Origin of the sequence: Collinsella sp. AM31-2AC, assembly GCF_003469285.1 — a bacterium.
Taxonomy (GTDB): domain Bacteria; phylum Actinomycetota; class Coriobacteriia; order Coriobacteriales; family Coriobacteriaceae; genus Collinsella; species Collinsella aerofaciens_AT.
This window is the reverse complement of record NZ_QSJB01000003.1, coordinates 117,194-141,316: the sequence shown is the minus strand read 5'-3', so window position 1 is coordinate 141,316 and position 24,123 is coordinate 117,194. Positions and strand designations below refer to the sequence as shown.

At 61.4% G+C, this 24,123-nt stretch carries 17 protein-coding genes and 1 tRNA gene; 4 read left to right on the top strand and 14 right to left on the bottom strand.

Annotated features, from left to right (window positions below):
• Positions 1-2: 2 nt before the first annotated feature.
• From DW796_RS02345 to DW796_RS02320, 6 genes are all read right to left on the bottom strand, one after another.
• On the bottom strand, positions 3-1,121 hold the full coding sequence (locus DW796_RS02345; RefSeq protein WP_118094135.1) for a polysaccharide pyruvyl transferase family protein: 1,119 nt from the start codon (positions 1,119-1,121) through the stop codon (positions 3-5).
• The gene (locus tag DW796_RS02340; protein ID WP_187362355.1) at positions 1,121-2,230 is read right to left on the bottom strand and encodes a glycosyltransferase family 1 protein; all 1,110 of its coding nucleotides are present in this window, start codon (positions 2,228-2,230) and stop codon (positions 1,121-1,123) included. The genes DW796_RS02345 and DW796_RS02340 overlap by 1 nt, the downstream gene beginning before the upstream one ends.
• Positions 2,231-2,980: a sugar transferase gene (locus DW796_RS02335; protein ID WP_233539637.1), complete on the bottom strand. Its 750-nt coding sequence runs from the start codon at positions 2,978-2,980 to the stop codon at positions 2,231-2,233. It abuts the gene before it with no gap.
• Between the two features lie 86 nt (positions 2,981-3,066).
• Positions 3,067-3,657 carry a hypothetical protein gene (locus tag DW796_RS02330; RefSeq protein WP_147351004.1) on the bottom strand — a complete coding sequence of 197 codons (591 nt, stop codon included), beginning with the start codon at positions 3,655-3,657 and terminating at the stop codon, positions 3,067-3,069.
• A 324-nt stretch (positions 3,658-3,981) separates the two neighbouring features.
• Positions 3,982-5,745, bottom strand: a complete 1,764-nt coding sequence (thrS, locus tag DW796_RS02325) for a threonine--tRNA ligase (protein WP_118094133.1) — start codon at positions 5,743-5,745, stop codon at positions 3,982-3,984.
• A 229-nt stretch (positions 5,746-5,974) separates the two neighbouring features.
• The gene (locus DW796_RS02320; protein ID WP_055251579.1) at positions 5,975-6,406 is read right to left on the bottom strand and encodes a zinc ribbon domain-containing protein; all 432 of its coding nucleotides are present in this window, start codon (positions 6,404-6,406) and stop codon (positions 5,975-5,977) included.
• 645 nt (positions 6,407-7,051) lie between these two features.
• Between DW796_RS02320 and DW796_RS02315 the strand changes: the two genes are divergently transcribed.
• The 4 genes from DW796_RS02315 (at position 7,052) to DW796_RS02300 (ending at position 11,604) form a co-directional block, all read left to right on the top strand.
• A complete protein-coding gene (locus DW796_RS02315; protein ID WP_118094132.1) occupies positions 7,052-8,506 on the top strand; it encodes an NAD(P)/FAD-dependent oxidoreductase in 1,455 nt (484 codons plus the stop codon).
• Between the two features lie 16 nt (positions 8,507-8,522).
• On the top strand, positions 8,523-9,875 hold the full coding sequence (locus tag DW796_RS02310; protein WP_369832165.1) for an NAD(P)/FAD-dependent oxidoreductase: 1,353 nt from the start codon (positions 8,523-8,525) through the stop codon (positions 9,873-9,875).
• Between the two features lie 3 nt (positions 9,876-9,878).
• A complete protein-coding gene (locus DW796_RS02305; RefSeq protein WP_118094130.1) occupies positions 9,879-10,289 on the top strand; it encodes a DUF1667 domain-containing protein in 411 nt (136 codons plus the stop codon).
• A 226-nt stretch (positions 10,290-10,515) separates the two neighbouring features.
• Positions 10,516-11,604 (top strand): Xaa-Pro peptidase family protein, encoded by a 1,089-nt coding sequence (locus DW796_RS02300; protein WP_118094129.1) that lies wholly within the window; start codon positions 10,516-10,518, stop codon positions 11,602-11,604.
• 350 nt (positions 11,605-11,954) lie between these two features.
• On the opposite strand, the gene DW796_RS02295 is transcribed toward DW796_RS02300, so the two are convergent.
• The 8 genes from DW796_RS02295 to DW796_RS02260 all read right to left on the bottom strand — a co-directional run bounded on the left by DW796_RS02295 (position 11,955) and on the right by DW796_RS02260 (position 23,991).
• Complete coding sequence (locus DW796_RS02295; protein WP_118094128.1) at positions 11,955-13,298, bottom strand: folylpolyglutamate synthase/dihydrofolate synthase family protein; 1,344 nt, start codon at positions 13,296-13,298, stop codon at positions 11,955-11,957.
• A gap of 246 nt (positions 13,299-13,544) precedes the next feature.
• The gene (locus DW796_RS02290) at positions 13,545-16,241 is read right to left on the bottom strand and encodes a valine--tRNA ligase (RefSeq protein ID WP_118094127.1); all 2,697 of its coding nucleotides are present in this window, start codon (positions 16,239-16,241) and stop codon (positions 13,545-13,547) included.
• A gap of 211 nt (positions 16,242-16,452) precedes the next feature.
• Positions 16,453-17,859 (bottom strand): ATP-dependent Clp protease ATP-binding subunit ClpX, encoded by a 1,407-nt coding sequence (clpX, locus tag DW796_RS02285; RefSeq protein ID WP_118094126.1) that lies wholly within the window; start codon positions 17,857-17,859, stop codon positions 16,453-16,455.
• 1 nt (position 17,860) lies between these two features.
• Positions 17,861-18,481, bottom strand: a complete 621-nt coding sequence (locus tag DW796_RS02280; protein WP_022095182.1) for an ATP-dependent Clp protease proteolytic subunit — start codon at positions 18,479-18,481, stop codon at positions 17,861-17,863.
• Positions 18,482-18,643: 162 nt separating this feature from the next.
• On the bottom strand, positions 18,644-19,945 hold the full coding sequence (gene tig, locus DW796_RS02275) for a trigger factor (protein ID WP_233539636.1): 1,302 nt from the start codon (positions 19,943-19,945) through the stop codon (positions 18,644-18,646).
• A gap of 88 nt (positions 19,946-20,033) precedes the next feature.
• Positions 20,034-20,117, bottom strand: a tRNA-Leu gene (locus DW796_RS02270).
• Positions 20,118-20,257: 140 nt separating this feature from the next.
• Positions 20,258-23,089: a molybdopterin cofactor-binding domain-containing protein gene (locus tag DW796_RS02265; RefSeq protein ID WP_118094124.1), complete on the bottom strand. Its 2,832-nt coding sequence runs from the start codon at positions 23,087-23,089 to the stop codon at positions 20,258-20,260.
• Complete coding sequence (locus tag DW796_RS02260) at positions 23,089-23,991, bottom strand: xanthine dehydrogenase family protein subunit M (RefSeq protein WP_199579822.1); 903 nt, start codon at positions 23,989-23,991, stop codon at positions 23,089-23,091. Before DW796_RS02260 ends, DW796_RS02265 begins: the two co-directional genes overlap by 1 nt.
• Between the last annotated feature and the right edge of the window lie 132 nt (positions 23,992-24,123).

Below are 24,123 nucleotides of genomic sequence, written 5' to 3'. Positions count from 1 at the left end.
CCCTATTGTTCGAGAGCATCCAAGAGCCAATTTTTCGAGAACGAGATGAGTGACTCCACATCCGACAGACGTCTTTCATACCCCTCGATTTCAGTAGCATGCATGTGGCTTTCATAGCCATCGAGTAGGCGATCTTCAGTGTTCGAGAGCCTCGCGAGGCTCTCGACTCGGGAATTCTGAGAGCGTTTGTCGGTCTCCTCAAATCGCTTGAAGCAGTAATAGTCCTTGCGAAAGATTTGGGAGAATAGCGTACCGTGCAACGAATCGGTCAGCACGAACCGCGCACTCGCCAAATACGCGAGCCATTCATCGGGACCAAGCCCGTAGCGTGGATTAAGCTCCTCGTCGACTGCATTTTTACCTGAACCAACAAGCGTCACAACTTCGCAGCCGAGCTCCTTCGAAATCGATTCGACCGCTTTCCTGTAAAACGGCCTATCCCCAAGAAAGTAGCAGACAATTTTACCGGGCTCAGGACATTTTCCGTCAATGAGAGGGGCCCAGTCCTCCTTCGACAGAAGCAGGACAGGGTCCACGACCTGTGAGGGACGCTCAAGACCGAGTGATTCGACAAAATCCGCACCGGCATCTTCGCGAACAGATACGGAACTGAAAGATTTAAGAAGATTAGCAATGATCCTCTTCTTCCTCTCTGTGGTGTTCGTAACACCGAAGCTGGGCGCATACGCGATTCGCTTATCACTGTCGCTCAGAAAGGAGAAATAGAAATTCCTGTTCAAAAGATATGGCGACCAAATCTGATCCGATCCACAGACGTACGCATCGTATTTCCCCCGCAAGCCGACCAGTCCGTCTGTATCGGTAATCCGTTCAGTAGTAACGATATTCTGGCTTAAAAAGCGATTGAAAACATCAGCGGTCGAGGAACCGAAGTCGTCATGCTCCTTCTTACGATTGAGCAGCTCATGTGCTTTACCGGCAAACAAATCGAAGGAATTTCGGTTGATCGCCCAGTTCAGTAGCTTTTCTTTGACGCAGGGGAGATAGTCGGCGTCAACAACATCATGACCCTCGGACTTCAAGAACTGCTGCAGAGCATAAGCCTGGAGCAACGTGCCGAAATTTTGGTTATGGAGCCACGTTAAAATACAGATTTTCATTAATTCACCGTTTCAAATAGCTTCAGGTAGTACTCTTCAAGCTTGGGCGCCGCCTTAAAGATGTCATAAGATTCAAACCCCGGAGATGAATGAGGATCGGAGCGATCAAAGACATCCCTGCGGGCGGCAAGGATCGCGTTGGACCACCCCTCGACGCCCATACTCAACGGAAGGAAGCTGCACCGACTGGATAACGCAACATCGTTGGGGACCCTTTCAGAGCAGATGCACGGGAGACCGGAAGCCTGGGCCTCAATCGCGACCATTCCGAGGCCCTCGTACAGGCTGGGGAGCACGAATAAATCGAGCGACTGATAGACGTCCTGCACATCAGAAATCTGGCCGAGAAAACGCACCGCCGAGGCAATGCCAAGTGAGCATGCCTTTTCCTCCGCTTGAGGTCTCAGTTTTCCATCGCCGCAGACGACAAGGATGGAATCAGGATTCTGAGCATGCACTGCCTTGAAAACATCAAGCAAAAACAACTGGTTCTTCTGAGAGATGAACCTACCGATATTCCCCAATACCAGCGTATCGTCCTTCGCTCCGAGCTGAGCACGTCGCTCGTCCCTAATCGATCGATTGAAAGAAAAGTTGTTCAAATCGATAGCATTATTAAAAACAGTAAAACGGGATGAACCGAACAGCCATTTTCCAGCATGCTCGGTGCAGGCTGCCAAATCAGTCGGATACCTTGTTGAGAACAGCTTCAAAGAGCCTTTGATGACATTTTTAGCAAACTCCCCCTTTCCGCTTGTAGAGTGGCTGTGGGCTATACGCACAGGTATGCCCGCCTTCTTAGCAGCGCGAAGCGGAAAGACAGAAAGCGCATTGATATGGCTGTGCACAATCTTCCAGTTCTCTTCCTTAAAGAGGCGCTGAAGCTCTCGCTGGTATTCGACAACATGCTGGTAGGGAGGAATCTCAAAAACCCTGCCACCTAAAGATTCAATCTCCTCGCGGGGAACAAGCGTCGAATCGGAATCGACAAGAAAATCGAACTGCACTTTGCTGCGATCAATATGGCGGTAGTAATTCATGACGACGGCCTCGACGCCGCCGCCAACCATCTTGCCAACAACCTGAGCTACTCTAATCGGTTCAGCCATTTAGCAAGCACCGCCACCGGTAAAGACCTCAACGACCGTGAGGAGAACAATCTTCAGGTCCGTGATGGGACCGCGTTTGGCGATGTACTCGAGATCACGTCGAACCATGCCGTCGAAGTCGGTATCGTTGCGGTCCGTGACCTGCCACCAGCCGGTGATCCCGGGCTTAACCGCCAGACGCTGCAGGTCGAATTCTGTATACTCGGCCACCTCGTTGGGCAGCGGCGGGCGCGGGCCCACGACGGACATCTGGCCCAGGAACACGTTCACGAACTGCGGGAACTCGTCGATGGAGTGCTTACGGATGAACTTGCCGATCTTGGTGACGCGCGGGTCTTCCTTCATCTTGAACATGGCGCCGGCGATCTCGTTTCGCTCCTTGAGCTCGGCGAGGCGCTCGTCGGCGTCCCTGTACATGGAGCGGAACTTCCACATGCGGAAGGTGGACAGGCTGCCGTCGCGGCGGGTCTGGCCCACGCGGATCTGGCTGTAGAACGGGTTGCCCTCGCTCTCCAGGCGGATGGCCGCGGCGAGCACCAGACTCGGAATGGCGATGACGGCCAGAACGCAGCCGCTGAACACAATGTCGAACACGCGCTTTACGGCGCGGTAGCCCAGGCGCGTGCGGTCCCAGTCCTTCACGGCCTGCATGCCCTTGTAGCGCATGCTCGCGTCGTCGCCGCTCATGGCCTGGGCGACCAGCACGGCCCCCACCGGCGCGTTTTGCCCTGTCACTTCTTTAGTAGTCAAGTTCAAATCCACGTCCCTGTTCCCAGGGACACCCCCCCCCATCGATGAATTCAAATAACGAATGAATTACCAGCGCAACGTCTCCCTTACGTTTTGCTGGGCACGTCGAGCGCAAGCAGCTCCCTAAAAGCGAAGTCGCCTTCGCCCACGTCCACCAGGCACCAGCGTTTATGACGGTCGATCTTCTTTACACGGGCCTCTTGCCCCACCAAGGGCCCCTGCTCTATGTGCAGCACACCGTCTTCTATGCGCGCCACGCTGTTGCGCACCACGCCGTTATCGTCGAGCACGCTGCGGTACCAGTCCTGCGCATCGTCCGGCATGGGCGCATAGGCCCGCTCCTTACTGCCGGCAATGCGACAGCCAAAGCTCAGCTGAGCCAAAGCCTTGTCGAGCAGGGCAGCATCGCGCGTGGCGACGAAGAAGTATTCCTTGTACATGGGTTTGGTTTGGAGCGACCAGGCTCCGTCCCGCTTAAACCAGAACTCCTTTTGCATCACAAAAGCGTCTTGCATCAGCTCGTGCGGGATAATGCGACGGACCTTTTCGCAGGTCTCGCGTTCTTTACCATGGGGGGTGTGGACCAGATACCAGCGGACGCGGCCGCGCTGGCTTTTGGTGATAGCGCCGTTAAAAGCACCGGGCAGCTGCTCTTGGCGCCGCATTGTCCGTTCCATGTTCTCGCCCCCTTCTCCAGCTCCGCGACGCACGCAGATGCAGGGGCGTCAAGAACAGGCTTCTCGCTCGCAGCTAGGTGCAGTCGCAAAAGTACAGGTTTTTGTATCTTTCGACGTTGCTCATTATACGAGCAAACCGCTCACGTTTTACCAGATTGCACAAAATGCGCCGCGAATGGGCGCATCTCCATACCCCTCTACAAAAACCTGTACCTTTTTGCACAACAAAAAAGCCGCTCTAACCAGCGGCTTTTCTTCTATAGACAACAAAAAGGCGACCGCCCGCGAGGACGATCGCCTTTGTTAATTCTTGTATTGTTTGCCTTAGGCGCGAGTCTTGATCTCCTCGAGGACCTTGGCAACAAACTCGTCAACGCTCATCTGAACGGTCTCGTTGGAGCGATCGCGGACGGAGATGTTGCCGGCCTCAACCTCCTTCTCGCCCAGAATGAGCATGTAGGGCACGCGGTCGATGCTGCGGGCCTCGCGGATCTTGTAGCCGATCTTCTCGTCGCGGTCATCGCAGACCACGCGAATGCCGGCCTCCTCCAGCTTGGCGCACACCTCGTGGGCGTAGTCGCGGCTCTTCTCCGAGACGGGAAGTGCCTTGACCTGCACGGGGGCCAGCCAGGTGGGGAACTTGCCCGCAAAGTGCTCAATCAGAATACCGATAAAGCGCTCGATGGAGCCAAAGCACACGCGGTGCAGCATGATGGGGCGCTTCTTGGTGCCGTCGGCGTCCACGTACTCCAAGTTAAAATTGAGCGGCATCTGGAAGTCGAGCTGCACGGTACCGCATTGCCAGGTACGGCCGAGCGAGTCCTCCAGGTGGAAGTCGATCTTGGGGCCGTAGAAGGCGCCGTCGCCCTCGTTGACCTCGTAGTCCATGCCCAGCTTCTCCAGAGCGGTGCGCAGGCCCTCCTCGGCGCGAGCCCAGTCCTCGTCCGAGCCCATGGAGTCCTCGGGGCGGGTGGAAAGCTCAACGTGATACTTAAAGCCAAACTTTTGGTACACGGAATCAATGAGGTTAACCACGCCCACGATCTCGTCGGTCAGCTGGTCGGGACGCACAAACAGGTGGGCGTCGTCCTGGTTAAAGCAGCGCACGCGGAACAGGCCGTGCAGGGCGCCGCGCAGCTCGTGGCGGTGCACCAGGCCAATCTCGCCGGCGCGGATGGGCAGCTCGCGATAGGAGTGCGGCTTGGAGGCGTACACCAGCACGCCGCCCGGGCAGTTCATGGGCTTAATGCAATACTCTTCGTCGTCGATGACGGTGGAGTACATGTTGTCCTTGTAGTGGTCCCAGTGGCCCGAGGTCTTCCACAGCTGCTTGTTCATGATGAGCGGCGTGGAGATCTCCACGTAGCCGGCCTTGTGGTGGATCTCGCGCCAGTAGTCCAGCAGCGTGTTCTTAAGGATCATGCCGTTGGGCAGGAAGAACGGGAAGCCGGGGGCCTCGTCGCGCATCATAAAGAGGTCCATCTCGCGGCCGATCTTGCGGTGGTCGCGCTTCTTGGCCTCCTCCAGCATGTGCATGTGCTCGTCGAGCTCTTCCTTGGTGGCAAAGGCGACGCCGTTGATGCGGGTAAGCATCTTGTTGTCCTTGTCGCCCTTCCAGTAGGCGCCCGAGACGCCGGTAAGCTTAAAGGCCTTGAGGGCCTTGGTGTAGCAGATGTGGGGGCCGACGCACATGTCGATGTAGTCGCCCTGCTGGTAGAAGGTGATGCGGGCGTCGTCGTCCAGGTCGCCGATGTGCTCGACCTTGTACTTCTCGCCACGCTCCTCCATAAGGGCGATGGCCTCGGCGCGGGGCTTCTCGTACACGGAAAACTTTAGGTTCTCTTTGACAATCTTCTTCATCTCGGCCTCGATCGCGGGGAAGTCGTCCTCGCTGATCTTGACGCCCTCGGGCAGGTCGACGTCGTAGTAGAAGCCGTTGTCGGTCGCGGGGCCGTAGGCAAAGTCGGCCTCGGGGTACAGGCGCTTGATGGCCTGCGCCATGATGTGCGCGGCGGAGTGGCGGATGACGTGCGTGACCTCGTCCTGCGGGAGCTCGGCCACCGAACCGTCATTGTAGAGTGCCTTCATGGGTATGTTTTCTCCTCTCGGATGCCTGATGCAAGTGCGTGCGATGCGCTCGGCGTTTTTGACTTGCATCATTATAGGCAGGTTGCCTTGGTATACAAGCGCCCGCCGCACCTTAATGGCACGGCGGGCGATTTTCTACGCATGCTTCATCGTGTGGGGTTGGTTGCGTGTGGGGCTTGCGCGGGACGCGCGGAGCCCGTGGCTTGCGGCCGGCCCGGCGATGGATGCGTTACTGGATGCGAGTTCGGCAGTAGGGGCAGACCTTCCAGTGCGCATCGAGCGGGCGATGGCAGCTGGGGCAGACGTTGCGAACCTGGGTGTCGCACACGGGGCAGACGACGAAGTCCTTCTCGATGGGCGCGCCGCACTGCGGGCAGGTGCCGTACTGGGCAAGCTGGCGCTCGCGCAGGGCCATGTCCAGCTCCTGCTCCTCGCGGTCGGACGCGTAGGAGTGCGGGCGCAGGACCAGGTAGGCGATGAGGCCTACAAACGGGATGAGGGCGATGATGCCCCATGCCACGTAGGCGCTGGCGCCGCGGCGGCGAGCGTCGATGAACACATAGACGACCGACAGCACATACAGGGCGATGATAAAGCCAACGAAGGCATAGACGACGCCCATAAGCTGCGGCGACATGAGCTCGGAGATGTACTTGGACATTACGGGTACCTTTCGGAATATTAACAGTACGGTCAAGTTTACCACGGGGTTTGTTTATATGGGACCACGGCTAGGGGCGGGGCTGGCGCGGACACAAACATCTCAATCTGTAACAAGTGGGAGCGGAATCCGGGTCTAGATGTTACAGATCAAGACACAGGGGTCCCTCCCCGACTTCAATCTCGATCTGTAACATCTTGGGCCCCAAAACCCCTCTTACTGTTACAGATCAAGACGAACGGTGAGCCCTCCGTTAAATATCTCAATCTGTAACAACAACACGGCAAAAACAGGTCTAACCGTTACAGATTTAGACATTCGAAACCGACTGATAGGTTCATCTAAATCTGTAACATCTAGAACCCAAATCCTCAGCTAACTGTTACAGATTAAGACAAAGAAAACCGTCCAAACCGAATGTCTCAAACTGTAACAACTGGAACCCAAATCCTCGTCCAACTGTTACAGATCGAGACGAAAGGTTGCCGTAGTTGTCGGCGGACGAGGTTGTCGACGTTGCCGCGTCTCCCCTCTTCTGCCGTTGGCGGGTGTTGCGGGGCTGTTCACCGCATTGCCGCCGCGCTGGGGGTGTGCAGACCGTAGGATAGTTTTATTGACAGCCTGCCAACTCGTCTGGGAGGCACCGTGGCAGAAACGTTTGATATCGCAATTGTGGGCGCGGGCATTACGGGGTGCGCCATCGCGCGGCAGCTCGCGCGGTTTGACCTGTCCATTTGCGTGGTCGAGGCAGCAAACGATATCGCGCTGGGCGCGTCGAAGGCCAACGGCGGCCTGGTGCACGCTGGCTACGATCCGGCGCCGGGCACCGTAAAGGCGAAGGTCAACGCCCGTGGCTGCGAGTTGTACGGTACGTGGGCGCAGGAGCTGGGCTTTCTGTTCCGCCGCACCGGGTCGATGGTGTTGGGCTTTAACGACGAGGACCGCGCGCATCTGGAGCAGCTACGTTGCAACGGCCATGCCAACGGCGTGCCCGAGCTGTCGATTGTCGGACCCGACCGCATACACGAATTAGAGCCGCGCGCCAGTGCCAAGGCGACGTGCGCGTTGTGGTGCCCATCGACTGGATTTGTCGACCCGTTTGAGGTTGCCATCGCCGCACTGGAGAACGCCGTGGCCAACGGGGTGACGTTTATGCGCTCAGCACCGGTGGAAGCGATTGAAGTCGCGGGCTCGGGCGACGACGCGCGCTTTACGTTGGCGACGCCCGCCGGAGACGTGCGCTGCCGCTACCTGATCAACGCCGCGGGCAACGGAGCCGCGGACATCTCGCATATGGCGGGCGCCGAGGAGTTCCAGATGGTCTGGCGCCAGGGCAATATCGTGGTGCTGGACAAGGAGCCGCGCACGCTCATGCCGCTCTACCCCGTGCCGACGCCGGTGTCGAAGGGCGTTATCGTGACGGGCACCGTGCATGGCAACACCGTGATCACCGCCACGGCTGCTGTGCGCGAGCCGGGCGACACGCAGACCTATGCGAGCGATGTGAACGCGCTGCTGACCGGCGCGCGCAAGCTGGTGCCCGACCTGGACACGCGCCGCGTGGTGCGCGCGTTTGCCGGCGGGCGTCCGGTCATTCAGGGGACGAACGACTTCTTTATTGGGCAGTCGGCCGTGGTGCCAAGGCTTTTCCAGGCGGCGGGCATTCAGTCGCCGGGCGTGGCGAGCGCGCCGGCCATTGCCGAGCGCATGGAGCTTGTGATGCGTGAGGCGGGCGTGAAGCTGCACGAGCGGGCGGACTGGAACCCAATTCGCCGCGCGCCGGACGACTTTGACCGCGCACCACTGGCGCGCAAGGAGGAGTTGATCGAGTCCGATCCCGCGTGGGGACAGATTGTCTGCCGCTGCGAGACGGTGCCCGAAGCCGAGATTGTGGCCGCGATCCGACGCCAACCGGGAGCGGTTTCGGTCGAGAGCGTCAAGCGCCGCTGCCGCGCCGGCATGGGTCGGTGCCAGAGCGGCTTTTGCCAGAGCCGCGTGGTAGCGATCCTGGCGCGCGAACTGGGCTGCGACCCCAGCGAGGTGTTGTTGGAGGATGCCGGATCTTGGCTGGTCCAGGGACCGCTGAAGGGGGTACGCTAGGATGGCGACGTTTGATATGCGCGACGAACGCGCGGAGGCTCGAACCGCAGAGGTCGGAACCTCAGCGCCCGTGCAAACGCAGGCGTTCGACGTGGTCGTTATCGGCGGCGGACCTGCCGGTATGGCGGCCGCGCTGGCCGCTCATAAGGCCGACGCGCGCGTGGCCATCGTGGAGCGCGAGCAGCATCTGGGCGGCATCCTCCGCCAGTGCATCCACCCCGGCTTTGGCCTTTCGCACTTTAAACAGGAGCTCACCGGTCCCGAGTACGCGCAGCGCTTTATCGACCAGGTGCACGCAACCGACATTGCGCTGTTCTTGAACAGCATGGAGCTTGGGATTGATTCAGGCGAGCCTGCGGAAGACACCGCGGTCCATACCGTCACGCTCATGAGCCCCGCCGGAATGCTGCAGCTCACCGGACGCGCGGTCGTCCTTGCCATGGGTTGCCGTGAGCGCACCCGCAGCGAGATCAAGATCCCCGGCAGTCGTCCCGCCGGCGTTTTCACGGCGGGCCTGGCGCAGCGATACATCAATATCGAAAACCTCAAACCCGGCTCGCGCGCCGTAATTTTGGGCTCGGGCGATATCGGGCTGATCATGGCACGTCGCTGCACGCTCGAGGGGATTTCCGTCGAGGGCGTGTACGAGCTCATGCCGTACGCCAACGGACTGCGCCGCAATGTCAAGAACTGCCTGGACGATTTTGGCATTCCGCTGCATCTGTCTACCACGGTCACGCGCGTGATCGGGCACGACCGCGTGGAGGCCGTCGAGGTAAGCCAGGTCGACGAGCACCTGGCGCCCATTCCGGGTACCGAGCGCATTGTTCCGTGCGACACGCTGCTGCTTTCGGTGGGCCTGATTCCCGAGAACGAGCTTTCGGTTGCCGCAGGCGTGGAGCTTGACCCGCGCACGCGCGGCGCCGTGGTGGACCAGAGCCTGCAGACGGGCGTGCCGGGCATCTTTGCCTGCGGCAACGTGCTGCACGTGCACGACCTGGCCGACAACGTGACGACCGAGTCCGAGAGGGCTGGCGCAGCTGCAGCGGCGTACGCGCTGGGGACCGGCGCGGGCGCCGTTCCGGACTGTGAGCTCACCGTCTCCCCTGCCGGCATTGCGGGATACGCGCTGCCGGGACGCATTACGGCTGTGGCACTCACCAAGCTCAACTTCCGCGTGCGCCGACCCGTCGACGCCGCCCGCGTGAGGATCTTGGCCGACGGCGAGGAACTGTTAGCTGGCAAGGTCCGCCCGTTTAAACCGAGTGTCATGGAAAGCTTCCCACTGCCGGCAAAGGTCATCAAGCAGGCGCTCGATCTGGGTGCCAGCGAGATTGTTCTATCCGTCGATCCCATCGAGGAGGCATAAACTATGAGCGATAACGTGGTCGAAACGCTGCAGTTCAACTGCACCACCTGCCCATCCGAGTGCCTTCTGACCGTAGAGGTGGAGCGCGACGCCAATGGCGCCGTGGTGGAAGTGCGCTCCGTGACCGGCAACAACTGCCCGCGCGGCGATACGTTCGCGCATCAGGAGCTCACTTGCCCCATGCGCGTGCTCACGACGACCGTGGCCGTCTCCGGCGGCGACGAAGCCCTGCTCCCCGTGCGCACGGCCGAAGCCATCCCGCTGGCACTCCACGCCCAAGCCATGGACCTCATCCGCGGCGTTGTCGTCGAGGCCCCCATCCGCATGGGCGACGTCGTGCTAGAGAACCTCCTAGACACCAACATCAACCTAATCGCCAGCATGGACATCGACCGAGCCCAAGTAGCTAATTAGGGACGGGGCACTTTTAGCTACTCCACCATCCGCCCGGTCCTCCTCCGCAGTTGCGGTGAAATACGGACTGTTTTATGGCTTCAGGCCCCAACAGTCCGTATTTCACCGCAACTTATGAGGGTGCGCATGGGATGCAAAGGAGTGTCCCAAGGTGCCGGCATAAAAGGAACGTCCCTATGTGCCAGGCTTGGGATACCATGGTGGCAGCCTAGCGAAAGGATGTTTCATGGCACATGTCGATGACCAGCGTGTGGCACGCGTGCTCGATGCGCTCGAGGCTCAGCACCCCGGCGCGCAGCTGCTCGTAAACGACCCGTGGTCGATCTATTACCTAACCGGCTTTTATGCCGATATGTTCGAGCGTTTTTGCGGTGTGCTGCTCGCGCGCGATTGCGAACCCGTGATCTTGGTCAACGCCCTGCATCAGCTGCCCGAGTATGACAATGCCCGCGTCGCCTACCACACCGATACCGACGTCGTAACCGACGCCATCGCACGCGAGGTCAATCCTGCCAAGCCCCTCGGCATCGATACCGTTATGCGCTCCGGCTTTTTGATGCCCCTCATGGAGCGCCATGCTGCGAGCGAGTTTTTCCTGGGCGACTTTGCCGTCACCGCCGCGCGTACCCACAAGGATGCCGCCGAGCAGGAGCTCATGCGCGTGTCCTCAGCTGCTAACGACGCCGTGATGGCCGATGCCATCAAACTCGTCCACGAGGGCGTGACGGAGCGCGAAATCGCCGACCAGATGCTCGGCTTGTATCGCAAGCACGGCTGCGAGGGCTTTAGCTTTCCTCCCATCGTAAGCTTTGGCGCCAACGCCGGCGACCCGCACCACGAGCCCGACGGCACCGTGCTCAAGCGCGGCAACGTGGTGCTGTTCGACATTGGCGGACGCCATCGCAACTACTGCTCGGACATGACGCGCACGTTCTTTTGGGGCGAGCCGGACGAGGAAACGGCGCGCATCTACGATATCGCGCGCCGCGCCAACGAGGCGGCCGAGGCGCTCATCGCGCCGGGCGTGCGCATGTGCGACCTGGACCGTGCCGCGCGCGGTGTGATTGAAGACGCGGGCTACGGCAAGTACTTTACGCATCGCCTGGGCCACTCGATCGGCCTGCAGGACCATGAACCGGGCGACGTCTCGCTGGTCAACGAGCAGGTCGTAGAGCCGGGCATGACGTTTTCCATCGAGCCGGGCATCTACCTCCCCGGCCGCACCGGCGTCCGCATCGAGGACCTGGCCCTGGTGACCGAGTCCGGCGTCGAGATTCTCAACGCCTACCCCCACGATCCGGTCCGCTTAGACTAGGCAATGTGCCAAAGGGACAGTCCCATTGTCCCTTCCGATTAGCTGCGCCACGAAAACGGGCCATCTACTACGTTTAACCCGCATGGGTCGACCATGCGGGTCTTTTTTAAAAAATGGCAACCCCTTTACCTGCGGTTTTGATTTCACAATTCTCGGTATGGTCAAGGGTTACCGGCCAAACGTAGTAGATGGGCCCATTTCGTGGCGAGCGAGTCAACTCGGGGGCACAGGACGGCCAAAAAAGCCCCGTCCCAAATTGACTGCTTTTGAGTTGCGGTGATATACGGACTGTTTGAGGCTTCTGGCTTGTAAAACAGTCCGTATTTCACCGCAACTGCTAAGGGGAAGGGTTAACGCAGTAGGCCGGCTACTTCGCCGGCTAGGGTGATGGTACCGGCGGCAACGAAGGGCTCGCCCGCGGCATCGAAGGCAGCGAGGGCCTCGGACACGCTCGGGTATACGCCCGCGAGCTTATCGGCACCCACCAGGGCGGCGAGCTCCTCTGCCGGCAGGGCGCGATCGGAATCGGTCTGGGTCACGACCACGCGGGGGAAGGCCGGGATCAGTACGTCGACGATGCCCGCCACGTCCTTGTCGGCCAGCGCGGCGCACAGCAGCGTGGGGCGGTTCTCCACGCACGGATCGATCTCGTCCAGCGCGCTCACAAAGTTCTCGCAGCTCTGAGGGTTATGACAGGCGTCGATCAGCTTGAGCGGATTGGTTCCCAGCACATCAAAGCGACCCGGCGTGGGGCAGCCCATAAGCGACGCATCGAGCTTGTCATGATCGAGCTCGCGACCCAGATACCCCTCGCAAAGCATAATCGCACACGCGGCATTCTGCGGCTGATACGCCGGCTTAACCATGCTAGACGTATAGATCGCACGCGGCGTGGTGCAGCTAAACTCAACCGTGTCGCCCACATGTGCCGGCACCTTGGTCGTGGCATGGTTCACCACCAGCGGCACTATGCCGCACTCGCGACAACGTGCATCCATCACGCGCTGAACGCTCGCCTCGTGCGTGCCCTCGCCCAGCACAACCAGGCGTCCGGGCTTAATGACCGCAGCCTTCTCCCCCGCAATGGCCTCGAGCGTATCGCCCAAAATGCGTGTGTGATCGAGCCCAATGCCCGTAATGGCAACGGCGACGGGATCGGTCGCACTCGTGGCGTCCCAACGTCCGCCCATGCCGACCTCGAGCACAGCAACATCAACCGCAGCCTCGGCAAACACGACAAGTGCGGCAGCCGTCAGCAGGTCAAACGGTGTGATGGCATAGGCACGCTCCCCCGCCGCCACACGACGGGCATTCACGCGATGTCCCGCCTCAACAGCGGCGGAAACGCCACGGGCAAAGGCCTCATCGCTCACGACGCGCCCATCGACCTCCATGCGCTCGGGATAGCGCACCAGCTGCGGCGACGTATACAGCGCGGTCTTTAACCCCTCACCACGAAGGATGGCAGCCGAAAAACGCGTAGTCGAAGTCTTGCCATTGGTACCGGCAACCTGAATGCAATCAAAACACTCATCCGGACGCCCAAGCTCATCGAGCATATCGACAACCGTCTCGAGCAAAGGCCCAGCATCCCCAGAAATCCGCCCCGTGTCGGCAGCAAGCCCCACAGCCTCATCAAACGAAAGCAAATCAAACTCAAAAGGAACGGTATACAAGCCGGAACGCTTAGGCATTTTTAGAACCGCCATTCATAGAAAAATAAAACAGTATAGGTTGAGGATAGTCAGCGAAAACGCCTCTGATGAGCCAAGGTGCCGTGAAACAAGGGCGCATAGGGCTTATGCCCATGCGCCCGAAGTTGAACGGCAGATTGGCCATCAGAGGCGTTTGCAGCGTCGAGTCAGCCGCCGTTCGTTAGAACGGCGGAATAGGTGTCCGCAGCGGAGAGCAAAGCATCGGGACGCGCCCCCAAGTTAGACCTACGAGAAGTCAGCAACCTGAGCAGTCAGCGCCACCAGGATCTCCTTGAGCTCAGCTGCACGGTCCCTCTTCTTCTGGACCACCGCGGGCGCGGCCTTGGCCACGAAGCCCTCGTTGGCGAGCGTCTTCTCGCAGCCGGCAAGCTCCTTCTGGGCCGCGGCGATCTCCTTCTCCAGGCGCGCCTTCTCGGCCGAAAGGTCGACCTTGCCCTCGAGCACCACAAAGACCTCGACGCCGCTATCGACCACGGCAATGCTCGCGGCCGGTTTCTCAACGTCGGTACCCATGACCAGCGAAGCCGTGTTTGCCAGCGGCTCAATCGTGGAGCGCAAGCTCTCGAGCTTCTCGATGTCCTCGGCACCGGCGCGCACGACCACGTCGAGCTCGGCCTTGGGGCTCAAGCGATAACGCGAACGCGTGGCGCGGGCGGCAGACACGACGGTACGGCACAGCTCAAACGCGCGCTCGGCGGGCTCGTCAACGTACTTGGCGTAGTCGGCGGGCTCGGGCCACTTGGCGATCATGAGCGCCTCGGCGCGGTCCACGTTGCCCTCGGCGTCCAGATCGAGCACGCTCGCCGGCATGTTGTCCCAGATCTCCTCGGTCACGAACGGCATGAGCGGGTGCATCAGGCGAATGGAGGTGTCGAGCACAAAGATCAGGTTGCGCTGCGCCTGCAGACGACCCTCGCCCTTCAGGCGGGCCTTGGTGACCTCGACGTACCAGTCGCAGACCTCGTTCCAGAAGAACTGCTGCACGCCGCGGGCCATGTCGCCAAAGGTGTAGTTCTCGATGCCCTCGGTGACCATCTTCACGGCCTTGGCAAGGCGGCTGAACATCCAGGCGTCGGCCGGCGTCTCCACGACGGGTTCGCCGGGCGTGTAGCCTTCCATGTTCATAAGCAGGAAGCGGCTGGCGTTCCAGATCTTGGTCACAAACGACTTGGCCTGCTCGGTGCGCGGGCTGTCGATGAGCTTCTTGGTCTTCTTGTCGATGTTCGCGTCGAACTTGACATCCTGGTTGTTGGTGCACAGCGTGAGCAAGTTGAAGCGCATGGCGTCGGCGCCGTACATGCCAATGAGGTCCATGGGGTCAACGCCGTTGCCCTTAGACTTGGACATGCGGCTGCCGTCCTTGGCAAGGATCGTCGGGTAGATGACGACGTCCTTAAACGGAACCTCGTCCAGGAAGTACAGCGAGCTCATGACCATGCGGGCGACCCACAGCGCGATGATGTCGCGCGCGGTGACGAGCGCCGTCGTGGGGTGATGGCCCTCGAGCAGCTCCGGCTTTTGCGGCCAGCCCTGCGTGGCAAAGGTCCACAGCTGCGAGCTGAACCAGGTGTCCAGCACGTTCTCGTCCTGATGCACGTGATGGCCGCCGCACTTGGGGCACACGTCGGTGTCCTCGGTAAGGGCGTCCTCCCAGCCGCAGTCCTCGCAGTAGAACACGGGAATGCGGTGACCCCACCACAGCTGGCGGCTGATGCACCAGTCCTTGAGGTTCTCCATCCAAGTGGTGTAGGTCTGCGTCCAGCGCGCGGGATGGAAGGTGACCTTGCCGGAGTTGACGGCGTCGAGCGCCGGCCCCTTGAGCTTGTCGACGGCCACAAACCACTGCTCGGACAGCCACGGCTCCAGTGCGGCATCGCAACGGTAGCAGTGCATGACGGAGTGGTCGTGGTCCTCGACGTGATCGAGCAGGTCATGCTCCTCGAACCACTTAATGACGGCCTCACGGCACTCCTCGCGAGTCATGCCGGTGAACTCGCCATAGCCCTCGACGACCACCGCGTGCTCGTCGAAGATATTGATCTGCGGCAGGTCGTGGGCCTGACCCATGGCGTAGTCGTTGGGATCGTGGGCCGGGGTGACCTTGACAAAGCCGGAACCGAAGTTGGCATCGACGTGCCAATCCTCAAAGATGGGGATCTCGCGGTCGACGATAGGGAGCTTGACGGTCTTACCCACGAAGGCGGCCTTCTCGGGGTCCTTCGGGGAGACGGCGACGCCCGTGTCACCGAGCATGGTCTCGGGGCGCGTGGTGGCGACGACGATGTAGTCCTGGCCGTTGACCGGCTCGGTCAGCGGGTAGCGCAGGTGCCACAGGTGGCCCTTCTCGTCCTTGTACTCGGCCTCGTCGTCCGAGATGGCGGTAGTGCAGTTGGGGCACCAGTTGACGATACGCTTGCCACGGTAGATCAGGCCGTCGTGGTACCAGTCGCAGAAGACCTTACGCACGGCCTGGGCGTAATCCTCGTCCATGGTGAAGCGCTCGTTGTCGAAGTCGACGGAGCAGCCCATGCGCTTGATCTGCTCGACGATGATGCCGCCGTACTCGTGGGTCCAGTCCCAGCAGGCGTCGACAAACTTGTCGCGACCGATCTCCAGGCGGCTGATGCCCTCGCTCTTGAGCTTCTTGTCGACCTTGGTCTGCGTGGCGATACCGGCGTGGTCGGTACCCAGCACCCAGCGCGTGGACTTGCCGCGCATGCGGGCCATACGAATGATGGCATCCTGGATGGAGTCGTCGGTGGCGTGGCCCATGTGGAGCTTGCCGGTCACGTTGGGAGGCGGAATGGTAACGGTGCAGTCGCCCACGCCCTCGCGGCGCTTGTAGCAACCGCCGTCGAGCCACTTCTGCAGGATCGCCGGCTCGTTGGTCGACGGATCGTAGTTCTTGGGCATTTCTTCCATATATCTCTCCCTTGCCCGTCGGGGAGGAATGTAGGCCCGCTAGGGTCTGCATTCCTCCCCTTAGGTATCGATTACTTCAGTCTGATGTGACTTCGCTGAGGCTTAAACAAACACACAGAATAACACAGGTAGTTGGGGTTATTGCGTATATATAAAATAGCCGCCGACCGCGGATGGTCGGAGGCTATTTGCAAGCACGTTTTTGGCTGGTTTACCCGTAGATGCGTTGGGGCTGTTCTTCGCCCTTAACCGCCGCTTCGGTTACGACGACCTTAGCGACGCCCTCCTCGCTGGGAAGGTCGAACATCGTCTGCTGAAGCACGTCTTCGCAGATGGCGCGCAGGCCGCGGGCGCCGGTCTTGCGAGCAAGCGCCATGCGGGCGATCTCGTGCAGGGCCGCGTCCTCAAACTCAAGCTCGACGTCCTCGAGCTGGAACATCTTGCGGTACTGACGCACCACGGCGTTCTTGGGCTCGGTCAGGATCGACACCAGATCGTCCTCGTCGAGCGCCTGCGTCTGGGTGACGACGGGCGTACGGCCCACGAACTCGGGAATCATGCCAAAGGCATTAAGATCCTGCGGGAGCACCTGGCGCAGCAGGTCGTTCTCGTCGACCGAGGTGGGGCCGGCGATCTCGGAGTTAAAGCCAACGCCCTTGTTGCCCACGCGGTCGGCGATGATCTTGTCCAGACCCACAAAGGCACCGCCGCAGATGAACAGGATGTTAGTCGTGTCGATCTGCAGCAGCTCCTGCTGGGGATGCTTGCGGCCGCCGGTGGGCGGAACGCTGGCCACCGTGCCCTCAAGAATCTTAAGCAGCGCCTGCTGAACGCCCTCGCCCGAGACATCGCGGGTGATGGACAGGTTCTCGGCCTTGCGGGCAATCTTGTCGATCTCGTCCACGTAGATGATGCCCACCTGCGCGCGCTCAATATCGCCATCGGCGGCGTTGATGAGCTTGAGCAGGATGTTCTCCACGTCCTCGCCCACGTAACCTGCCTCGGTGAGCGCGGTGGCGTCGGCGATGGCAAACGGCACCTCGAGGATGCGCGCGAGCGTCTGGGCGAGCAGGGTCTTACCGGTGCCAGTGGGACCGAGCAACAAGATGTTGGACTTGGCGAGCTCCACCTCGTCCATATCGTCATCGAACTGCGAGCCCATGCCATCGTCAAAGGCAGACACCGCGGCGCCGCCCTCGATCACGCGGCGATAGTGGTTGTAAACGGCCACCGACATGGCGCGCTTGGCGTCTTCCTGACCCATGACATAGACCGAAAGCTCGTCATAGATCTCGTGCGGCGTCGGCACGTGCGTGATGACCTGGCGGTCGTCCTCGAGCTCAAAGCCCTCGGCCTCGGGGTCCACGGCGGGCTGCCCAGAAGCCTGGCCGTGGTCGTTGAGGAAGCCCGGCAGCTTGCCATTGCGGGCAGCGTCCATAAAGTCCGAAGCCAGCGACTCCTCCAGAATCTCGGAGCAGGCGGCGACGCACTCGTCACAGATAAAGATGTTGGTCGGGCCCTTTACGAGGCGTCGGACCTGGCCCTGTTCTTTTCCGCAGAAGGAGCAGCGAATGGGGTTGCCGTTCTCGTCAAAGTTGTCCTGCATGTTTCCTGCCATCCTAGGCGTCCTTCGCGGCGAGATCGCGAGAGGTGACGATACGGTCAATCAGGCCGTAGTCGAGGGCCTCGGCAGCGGTCAGGTAGTTGTCGCGCTCGGTGTCGGCCTGGACCTTCTCGATGGGCTGGCCCGAGGCATCGGACAGGATCTGGTTGAGCTCGCGACGGGTCTTCTTGATCTCCTCGGCAACGATCTCGATCTCGGTCTGCTGGCCCTGGGCACCGCCGCTGGGCTGGTGAATCATGACCTTGGAGTGCGGCAGGCAGAAGCGCTTGCCCTTGGCACCAGCCGAAAGCAGCACGGCAGCCATAGACGCGGCCATACCAACACAAATGGTGGAGACCTGCGGCTTGATGAAGTTCATCGTGTCAAGAATCGCCAGGCCGGAGTAAACCTCGCCACCGGGCGAATTGATGTAGAGCGAGATATCCTTCTCGGCATCCTGGCTCTCAAGATGCAGCAGCTGGGCAACGACCAGGTTGGCGCTGACGGAGTTGATCTCCTCGCCCAAGAAGATGATGCGGTCGTTGAGCAGGCGCGAATAGATATCGTAGCTGCGCTCGCCGCGCGGCGTCTGCTCGATAACGTATGGCACGAGGGCGGAATCGAACTTAGCGATCATACGCATCTCCATTTCTCTTACGGACCAATAGTGGTTCTAGATAAACGTACGGTGCCCGCATGCTATGCATTGGCTGGCACCGTACGAAGCAACCGGATAACCGGCTTATAACTTTACCCCATCACGCGCGCATCCATGCGCTCGCAGAAAAGGTGGCGAGAATTACTCGGCGTCCTTGGCGGTCTCGTCGACCTCGGTCACCTTGGCGTTCTCAACCAGGTGGTCGACGGCCTTGGAGCGACGGATGGACTCGCGGACGGCAGGCATGCGGCCATCGGCGATGAACTCAGCCTTGGAAGCCTCGACGTCCTTGACGCCGGCCTTCTCGAACTCGGCGTTGATGTCGTCCTCGGTGACCTCGATCTTGAGCTCACGGGCGAGGGCGTCCAGAGCCAGGGACTCACGGGCAACGTCGTTGGCCTGCTTGTGCAGGTCGCCGATGAACTGCTCCATGGTCAGGCCGGAAGCGGACAGCCAGGTGTCCAGCGTCATGCCGCGGGCAGCGAGGTTGGACAGGAAGTTCTGGCCAAGCTCCTCAAAGACGGACTGCTCGTAGTCGGCATCCATCTCGTCGAGCTGCAGGCGCTCGGCGAGAGCGGAGACGCAACGGTTCTCCTTCTCGGCCGGGAGGCGGGAAGCCTTGTCCTGCTCGATCTCGATCTTGATGGCGTCGCGCATAGCGTCGATGCTGTCGAAGCCAAAGTCGGACTTGACGAGCTCGTCGGTGAGCTCGGGGGTGTTGCGAACCTTGATGCCCTTGACGGTGACCTCGACGGTGTGGGTCTCGGCCTCCTCGCCCTCCTCGGCCTCGTCGGTCCAGGTGACGGACTTGACGTCGTCAACGTTGGCGCCGATCAGAGCCTCGTTGAACTCGGCGGGGTTGCTGTCGCTACCGGCGATGAGCATACGGCCCTCGGCGGCGAAGTTATCGGCGTTCTCGACGGCCTTGAGGTCGACGGTGACGTAGTCCTCGGCCTCGACGGCGCGACCCTCGACGTCCTCGAAGGTGGCACGGTAGTTGAGGAGCATCTCGACCTGGTTGTTGATCTCGGACTCGGTGACCTCCGCAGGGGGCATCTCGATCTCGACGGCGTCGAAGGAAGAGAGCTCGGCAGCAGGACGCAGGGAGAACTCGACGGTGTAGGTGTAGTCCTCGTGATCCTTGGCGAGGTCGAGCTCCTTGTAGTCACCGTTCTTGGTGGGGACGATGTCCAGCTCGTTGAGGACGGCGGGCTCGTTGGCGGCGATCAGGTCGTTGGTGGCCTGAGCGAGGGTTGCCTCGGCGCCAAGAGCGGAGTCGATGACCGGACGGGGAGCCTTACCGGCACGGAAGCCCGGGAAGCGGTACTTCTTGGCGGTATCCTTGTAGGCCTTCTTGATCGCGGCGTCGACGTCGGCGGCCGAGATGGTGACCGTAGCGGTGAGCTTGGCGTCCTTGACGTCAGAAGCGGTGATGTTCAACACGTTCCTCCTCATACTGCCCAGCTTATCTGAGGTGCTGGTACCTTTATGCAACAAAGAGTCGCGACGGCCGAAGCCGACGCAGATGCGTTGGTGCGGGCGAAAGGACTCGAACCTTCACGGGAATCCCACCAGAACCTAAATCTGGCGCGTCTACCAATTCCGCCACGCCCGCATGAGCGCACAGACTAGGAATGATAGCAGATACGAACGACAAGCGCACGCACACGTTTTACAGGCTCACGACCTCACCACGAGTGCGAAAGGCGGGGCGAGTTGCCCCGCCCCGCCAATTACGACTTGTTCGCCGACCCGCTACTCCCCCAGCAGGGCCTTCTCGGGCGTGATGGGCAGTGAGCGAACCTGATGGCCGGTGGCGTGCGCCACGGCCGAGGCCACGGCGGCGAGCGGCGTGTTGATGACGACCTCGCCGATCGACTTGGCGCCAAACGGGCCCGTCGGCTCGTAGCTCGGCTCAAAGGCCACGCGAATGCTGCCGATATCCAGGCGCGTGGGCAGCTTGTAGCTCATAAAGTTGCCGGTGCGCAGACGGCCGCGAGCGTCATGCTCGACAATCTCGTAGAGCGCGTGGCCGATGCCCTGGGCAATGCCGCCCTCGGCCTGAACGCGCGCGAGCGCCTCGTTGATCACGGTGCCGCAGTCGACGGCCGCCGCATAGTCCACCACAGTCACCTTGCCGGTGGCCTTGTCGACCTCGACCTCGGCAATGCCGGCCATAAACGGCGGAGGCGAAACGGGCAGGCAGGCAGAAGCGTGCGAGGTGAGCGCGTCGCCGCCCGCGATGTTCTTGACGCACAGGTTGGCAAAGTCGCGCAGCGTGAGGTAGCGGTTCTGCTCGCGCGCGGCACGCTCGTCGGACAGGCGCACGTACTGGCCGTCGAAGACCACGTCGGCGGCGTCAACGTCCCACATCTGAGCGGCCTTGGCGCAAATCTTCTCGCGCAGCTCGGTCGCGGCGTTCTTGGCGGCAAGGCCCGTCACGTAGGTACCGGAGCTCGCGTACGAGCCGGCGTCGAACGGCGACACGTCGGTGTCCACGCCGCGCACCACGATAAGCGAGCTCTCCACGCCCAGCTCCTCGGCGGCAATCTGCGCCAGGATCGTGTCGACGCCCATGCCGTTATCGGTGGCGCCGGTGCCGATGGTAATGAAGCCGTCCTCTTCCAAGCGCATGTCGATGCCGGCGATGTCCACGTTGGAAATGCCCGAGCCCTGCATGGTGAGCGAGCAGCCCAGGGCGCGCACGCGGTCGCCCAGATCGACGGCCAGCGGCTTGTCGCGCCAGCCGATCATGTCCATCGCGCGCAGCAGGCAGCGGTCGAGCGCGCAGGCGTTGAGCCTCTCGTTGTAGTACTGCGGCATGATCTCGCCCTCGCGCACGATGTTCTTAAGGCGCAGGTCGGCGGGGTCCATATGCAGCATGTCGGCGAGCTCGTTGACGGCGCTCTCCACGGCAAACTGGCCCTGGGTGGCACCGTAGCCACGATACGCACCGCCACGGTTGGTATTGGTGTAGACGGCGTCCCAGCTAAAGCGGCTCGCCTTCACGTGGTTGTAGATGGGCAGGCTCTTGTGGCCCGAGAGGCCGATCGTCGTGGTGGCGTGCTCGCCATACGCGCCGGCGTTGGACAGCGTGTGCAGGTCGATGGCCGTGATGGTGCCGTCGTTCATGGCGCCCAGCTTAACGGTCATCTGCATCTGGTGGCGCGAGTTGCCCGCAGTGATGGTCTCCTCACGGGTGTAGCAGCAGTAGCTCGGACGGCCGGTCTGCTGGGTAACGAATGCCACGAAGATCTCGCAGCAGCCCGTCTGCTTGGAGCCAAAGCCGCCGCCGATGCGCGGCTTAATGACCTGCACCTGCGACTGCGGAATATCGAGCGACTGAGCGACCATGCGGCGCACGTGGAAGGGCACCTGCGTAGAGGTGGTCACCGAGATGCGCCCAAACGCGTCGGTCGTCGCGAAGGCGCGGAAAGTCTCCATGGGCGCGGTCTGCGTGGCCTGGCTGTTGTAGGTGCGCTCAAAGACGATGTCGCTCTGGGCGAAGGCCTCGTCCAGATCACCAAAGTCGCTGGTACCGCTGCACACCAGGTTGCGGGGCACATCGCCGCCCTGCGGGAACATAAAGGTCACGTCGCCCTCGGGGTGGACCACGATGTCGTTATCGAGCGCCTGGGTAAAGTCGAGCAGCGGCTCGAGCACCTCGTAGTCGACCTTGATGAGCTTGAGCGCCTTGTCGGCGGCCTCCTCGGTCTCGGCGGCGACGATCGCCACCTCCTCGTTTTGATAGCGCACGAGGTTCTCGAGAATCAGGCGGTCGTAGGGACTCGGCTGCGGATAGCTCTGACCGGCGATAGTAAAGCGGCGCTTGGGCACGTCCTCGTAAGTGTAGACGCCCACGACGCCGGGCACCTTCAGGGCGCGCGACGTATCGATGGAGCGGATCTTGGCGCGGGCATAGGGGCTGCGCTTGAGTTTGACGATGAGCGCGCCGGCGGGCACCATATCGCCCGTGTAGACGGGACGACCCTCGAGCAGCGCCTTCGAGTCCTTCTTGGGCTGCTTGTGGGTAATCTGCTTGTAGACGACACCGTCGGAGCTCGTGTCGTTGACCGGCAGCTTGGGCATCTCAAAGCCCACCTGCACGCCGGACTCGTTGAGGAAGCGGACGATGGCGCGCAGCTGACTCTCGTAGCCGCTGCAGCGGCAGAGGTTGCCGGCCAGCTGGCGCGAGAGCTCCTCGCGCGTGGCGACGAGGCTCGGGTCCTCCTTGGCGGCGCGGGCGAGCGCCAGCACGTTCATGATGAGGCCGGGGGCGCAAAAACCGCACTGCTCGGCGCCTTCGGCAGCCATCGCACGGGCAAGCGCCTCGGACTCGGCCTTGAGGCCCTCGAGCGTGGTGACGGTGTGGCCCTCTACACGGGCGGCGGGAACCGAGCAGCTCAGCACCGGGTCGCCGTCGAGCCACACCGTGCAAAGGCCGCAGTTGGTGGTCTCGCAGGCGCAGCGCACCGACGCGCAACCCTGCTCACGCAAAAGCGAAAAGAGCATGGTATCGGGGGCAATCTGAACCTTGACCTTGCGGCCGTTGAGCGTAAAGGAAAGATCGATGAGTTTGGCAGCCATTAGCGCACCTCGCTAGAATCGACGCCGGGCACGCGGCGGCAGGAATACTCGTCCGTGGCGAACTTGGGGATCTGCACGGTCTCGAGCTCGCGGGCAAGCGCGGCAGAAAGCTCGATGCCGGCGGCACGGCGCACGGCCTGGATGGCGAGCGGGGCCGAGATGCGGCGGCGGTAGTCGGCCGAGCCCCACAGGTTGGTTCCGTAGCTCAGGGCACGCACGGATGCAGCAAGGGCGCGAAGCTCGTCCTCGGAAGGCTGCTCGTTGGTAAGGCCGCACGCCACGCCCTGCAGCAGGGTCGCGCGCAGCGGGCGGGCGCCCACGGTGACGTGCCAAGTGTTGTTCCACCAGGCGGCGGTGACGTTCAACGAGGGGAAGTCGGTCGCGGCCTTGCGCACGGCCTCGTAGCTCGCACGGTAATCGTGTTTAACGACCACGATGTGCTCGATCACGTCGCGCACGTAACCCATCCGCACGAACTCGGCGAGCGGCACGCGGCCGGCGCCCGTCAGCTCAACATACGAATCGAGCGCCAGGAACGCCGAGAGAACGTCCGAGAAGCCAAAGCGGCCGTAGATGCTGCCGCCCACCGTGGCGGTATTGCGCAGCTGCACGCCCACGATGTCGTGGACGGCGAACTCAAAGACATTGTTGACAAGCGCGTTGAGCCCGGCATGACGCTCGAGCTGGCGCAGGGTGCACATGGCACCGATGCGAAACTCGGTCTCGGTCTCCTCGATCTGATCGAGTCCGCAGGCCGAAAGGTCAATCGCCGTCGCCACGCGACGCGAACCCAGGCGCATCCAGATGCCGCCGCCCACAATCTTGTTGTTGCGGTTCTTCTGCAAGAGCTCATAGGCTTCGGCCGCGTTTCCAACACGGACGTAGGTACCGAACTTGAGCACGTTCTCCCCCATCTCTTCACTTGTCCAGTACCTCTTAGTGTACCAAACGAGGGGGCATAGCTCGTGTCGGGACAAAATGAACCGTTTTCCTCCGTCGCATGCGGATCAAAAAAGGCTCCCAGCCAAGATGAC

What these genes read in the sequence shown, in the direction of transcription:
- DW796_RS02345 (WP_118094135.1), bottom strand. Translation starts at nt 1,121, where the DNA reads ATGAAAATCTGTATTTTAACGTGGCTCCATAACCAAAATTTCGGCACG.
- DW796_RS02340 (WP_187362355.1), bottom strand. Translation starts at nt 2,230, where the DNA reads ATGGCTGAACCGATTAGAGTAGCTCAGGTTGTTGGCAAGATGGTTGGC.
- DW796_RS02330 (WP_147351004.1), bottom strand. Translation starts at nt 3,657, where the DNA reads ATGGAACGGACAATGCGGCGCCAAGAGCAGCTGCCCGGTGCTTTTAAC.
- thrS (WP_118094133.1), bottom strand. Translation starts at nt 5,745, where the DNA reads ATGAAGGCACTCTACAATGACGGTTCGGTGGCCGAGCTCCCGCAGGAC.
- DW796_RS02320 (WP_055251579.1), bottom strand. Translation starts at nt 6,406, where the DNA reads ATGTCCAAGTACATCTCCGAGCTCATGTCGCCGCAGCTTATGGGCGTC.
- DW796_RS02310 (WP_369832165.1), top strand. Translation starts at nt 8,523, where the DNA reads ATGCGCGACGAACGCGCGGAGGCTCGAACCGCAGAGGTCGGAACCTCA.
- DW796_RS02305 (WP_118094130.1), top strand. Translation starts at nt 9,879, where the DNA reads ATGAGCGATAACGTGGTCGAAACGCTGCAGTTCAACTGCACCACCTGC.
- DW796_RS02300 (WP_118094129.1), top strand. Translation starts at nt 10,516, where the DNA reads ATGGCACATGTCGATGACCAGCGTGTGGCACGCGTGCTCGATGCGCTC.
- DW796_RS02295 (WP_118094128.1), bottom strand. Translation starts at nt 13,298, where the DNA reads ATGCCTAAGCGTTCCGGCTTGTATACCGTTCCTTTTGAGTTTGATTTG.
- DW796_RS02290 (WP_118094127.1), bottom strand. Translation starts at nt 16,241, where the DNA reads ATGGAAGAAATGCCCAAGAACTACGATCCGTCGACCAACGAGCCGGCG.
- clpX (WP_118094126.1), bottom strand. Translation starts at nt 17,859, where the DNA reads ATGGCAGGAAACATGCAGGACAACTTTGACGAGAACGGCAACCCCATT.
- DW796_RS02280 (WP_022095182.1), bottom strand. Translation starts at nt 18,481, where the DNA reads ATGATCGCTAAGTTCGATTCCGCCCTCGTGCCATACGTTATCGAGCAG.
- DW796_RS02265 (WP_118094124.1), bottom strand. Translation starts at nt 23,089, where the DNA reads ATGGCTGCCAAACTCATCGATCTTTCCTTTACGCTCAACGGCCGCAAG.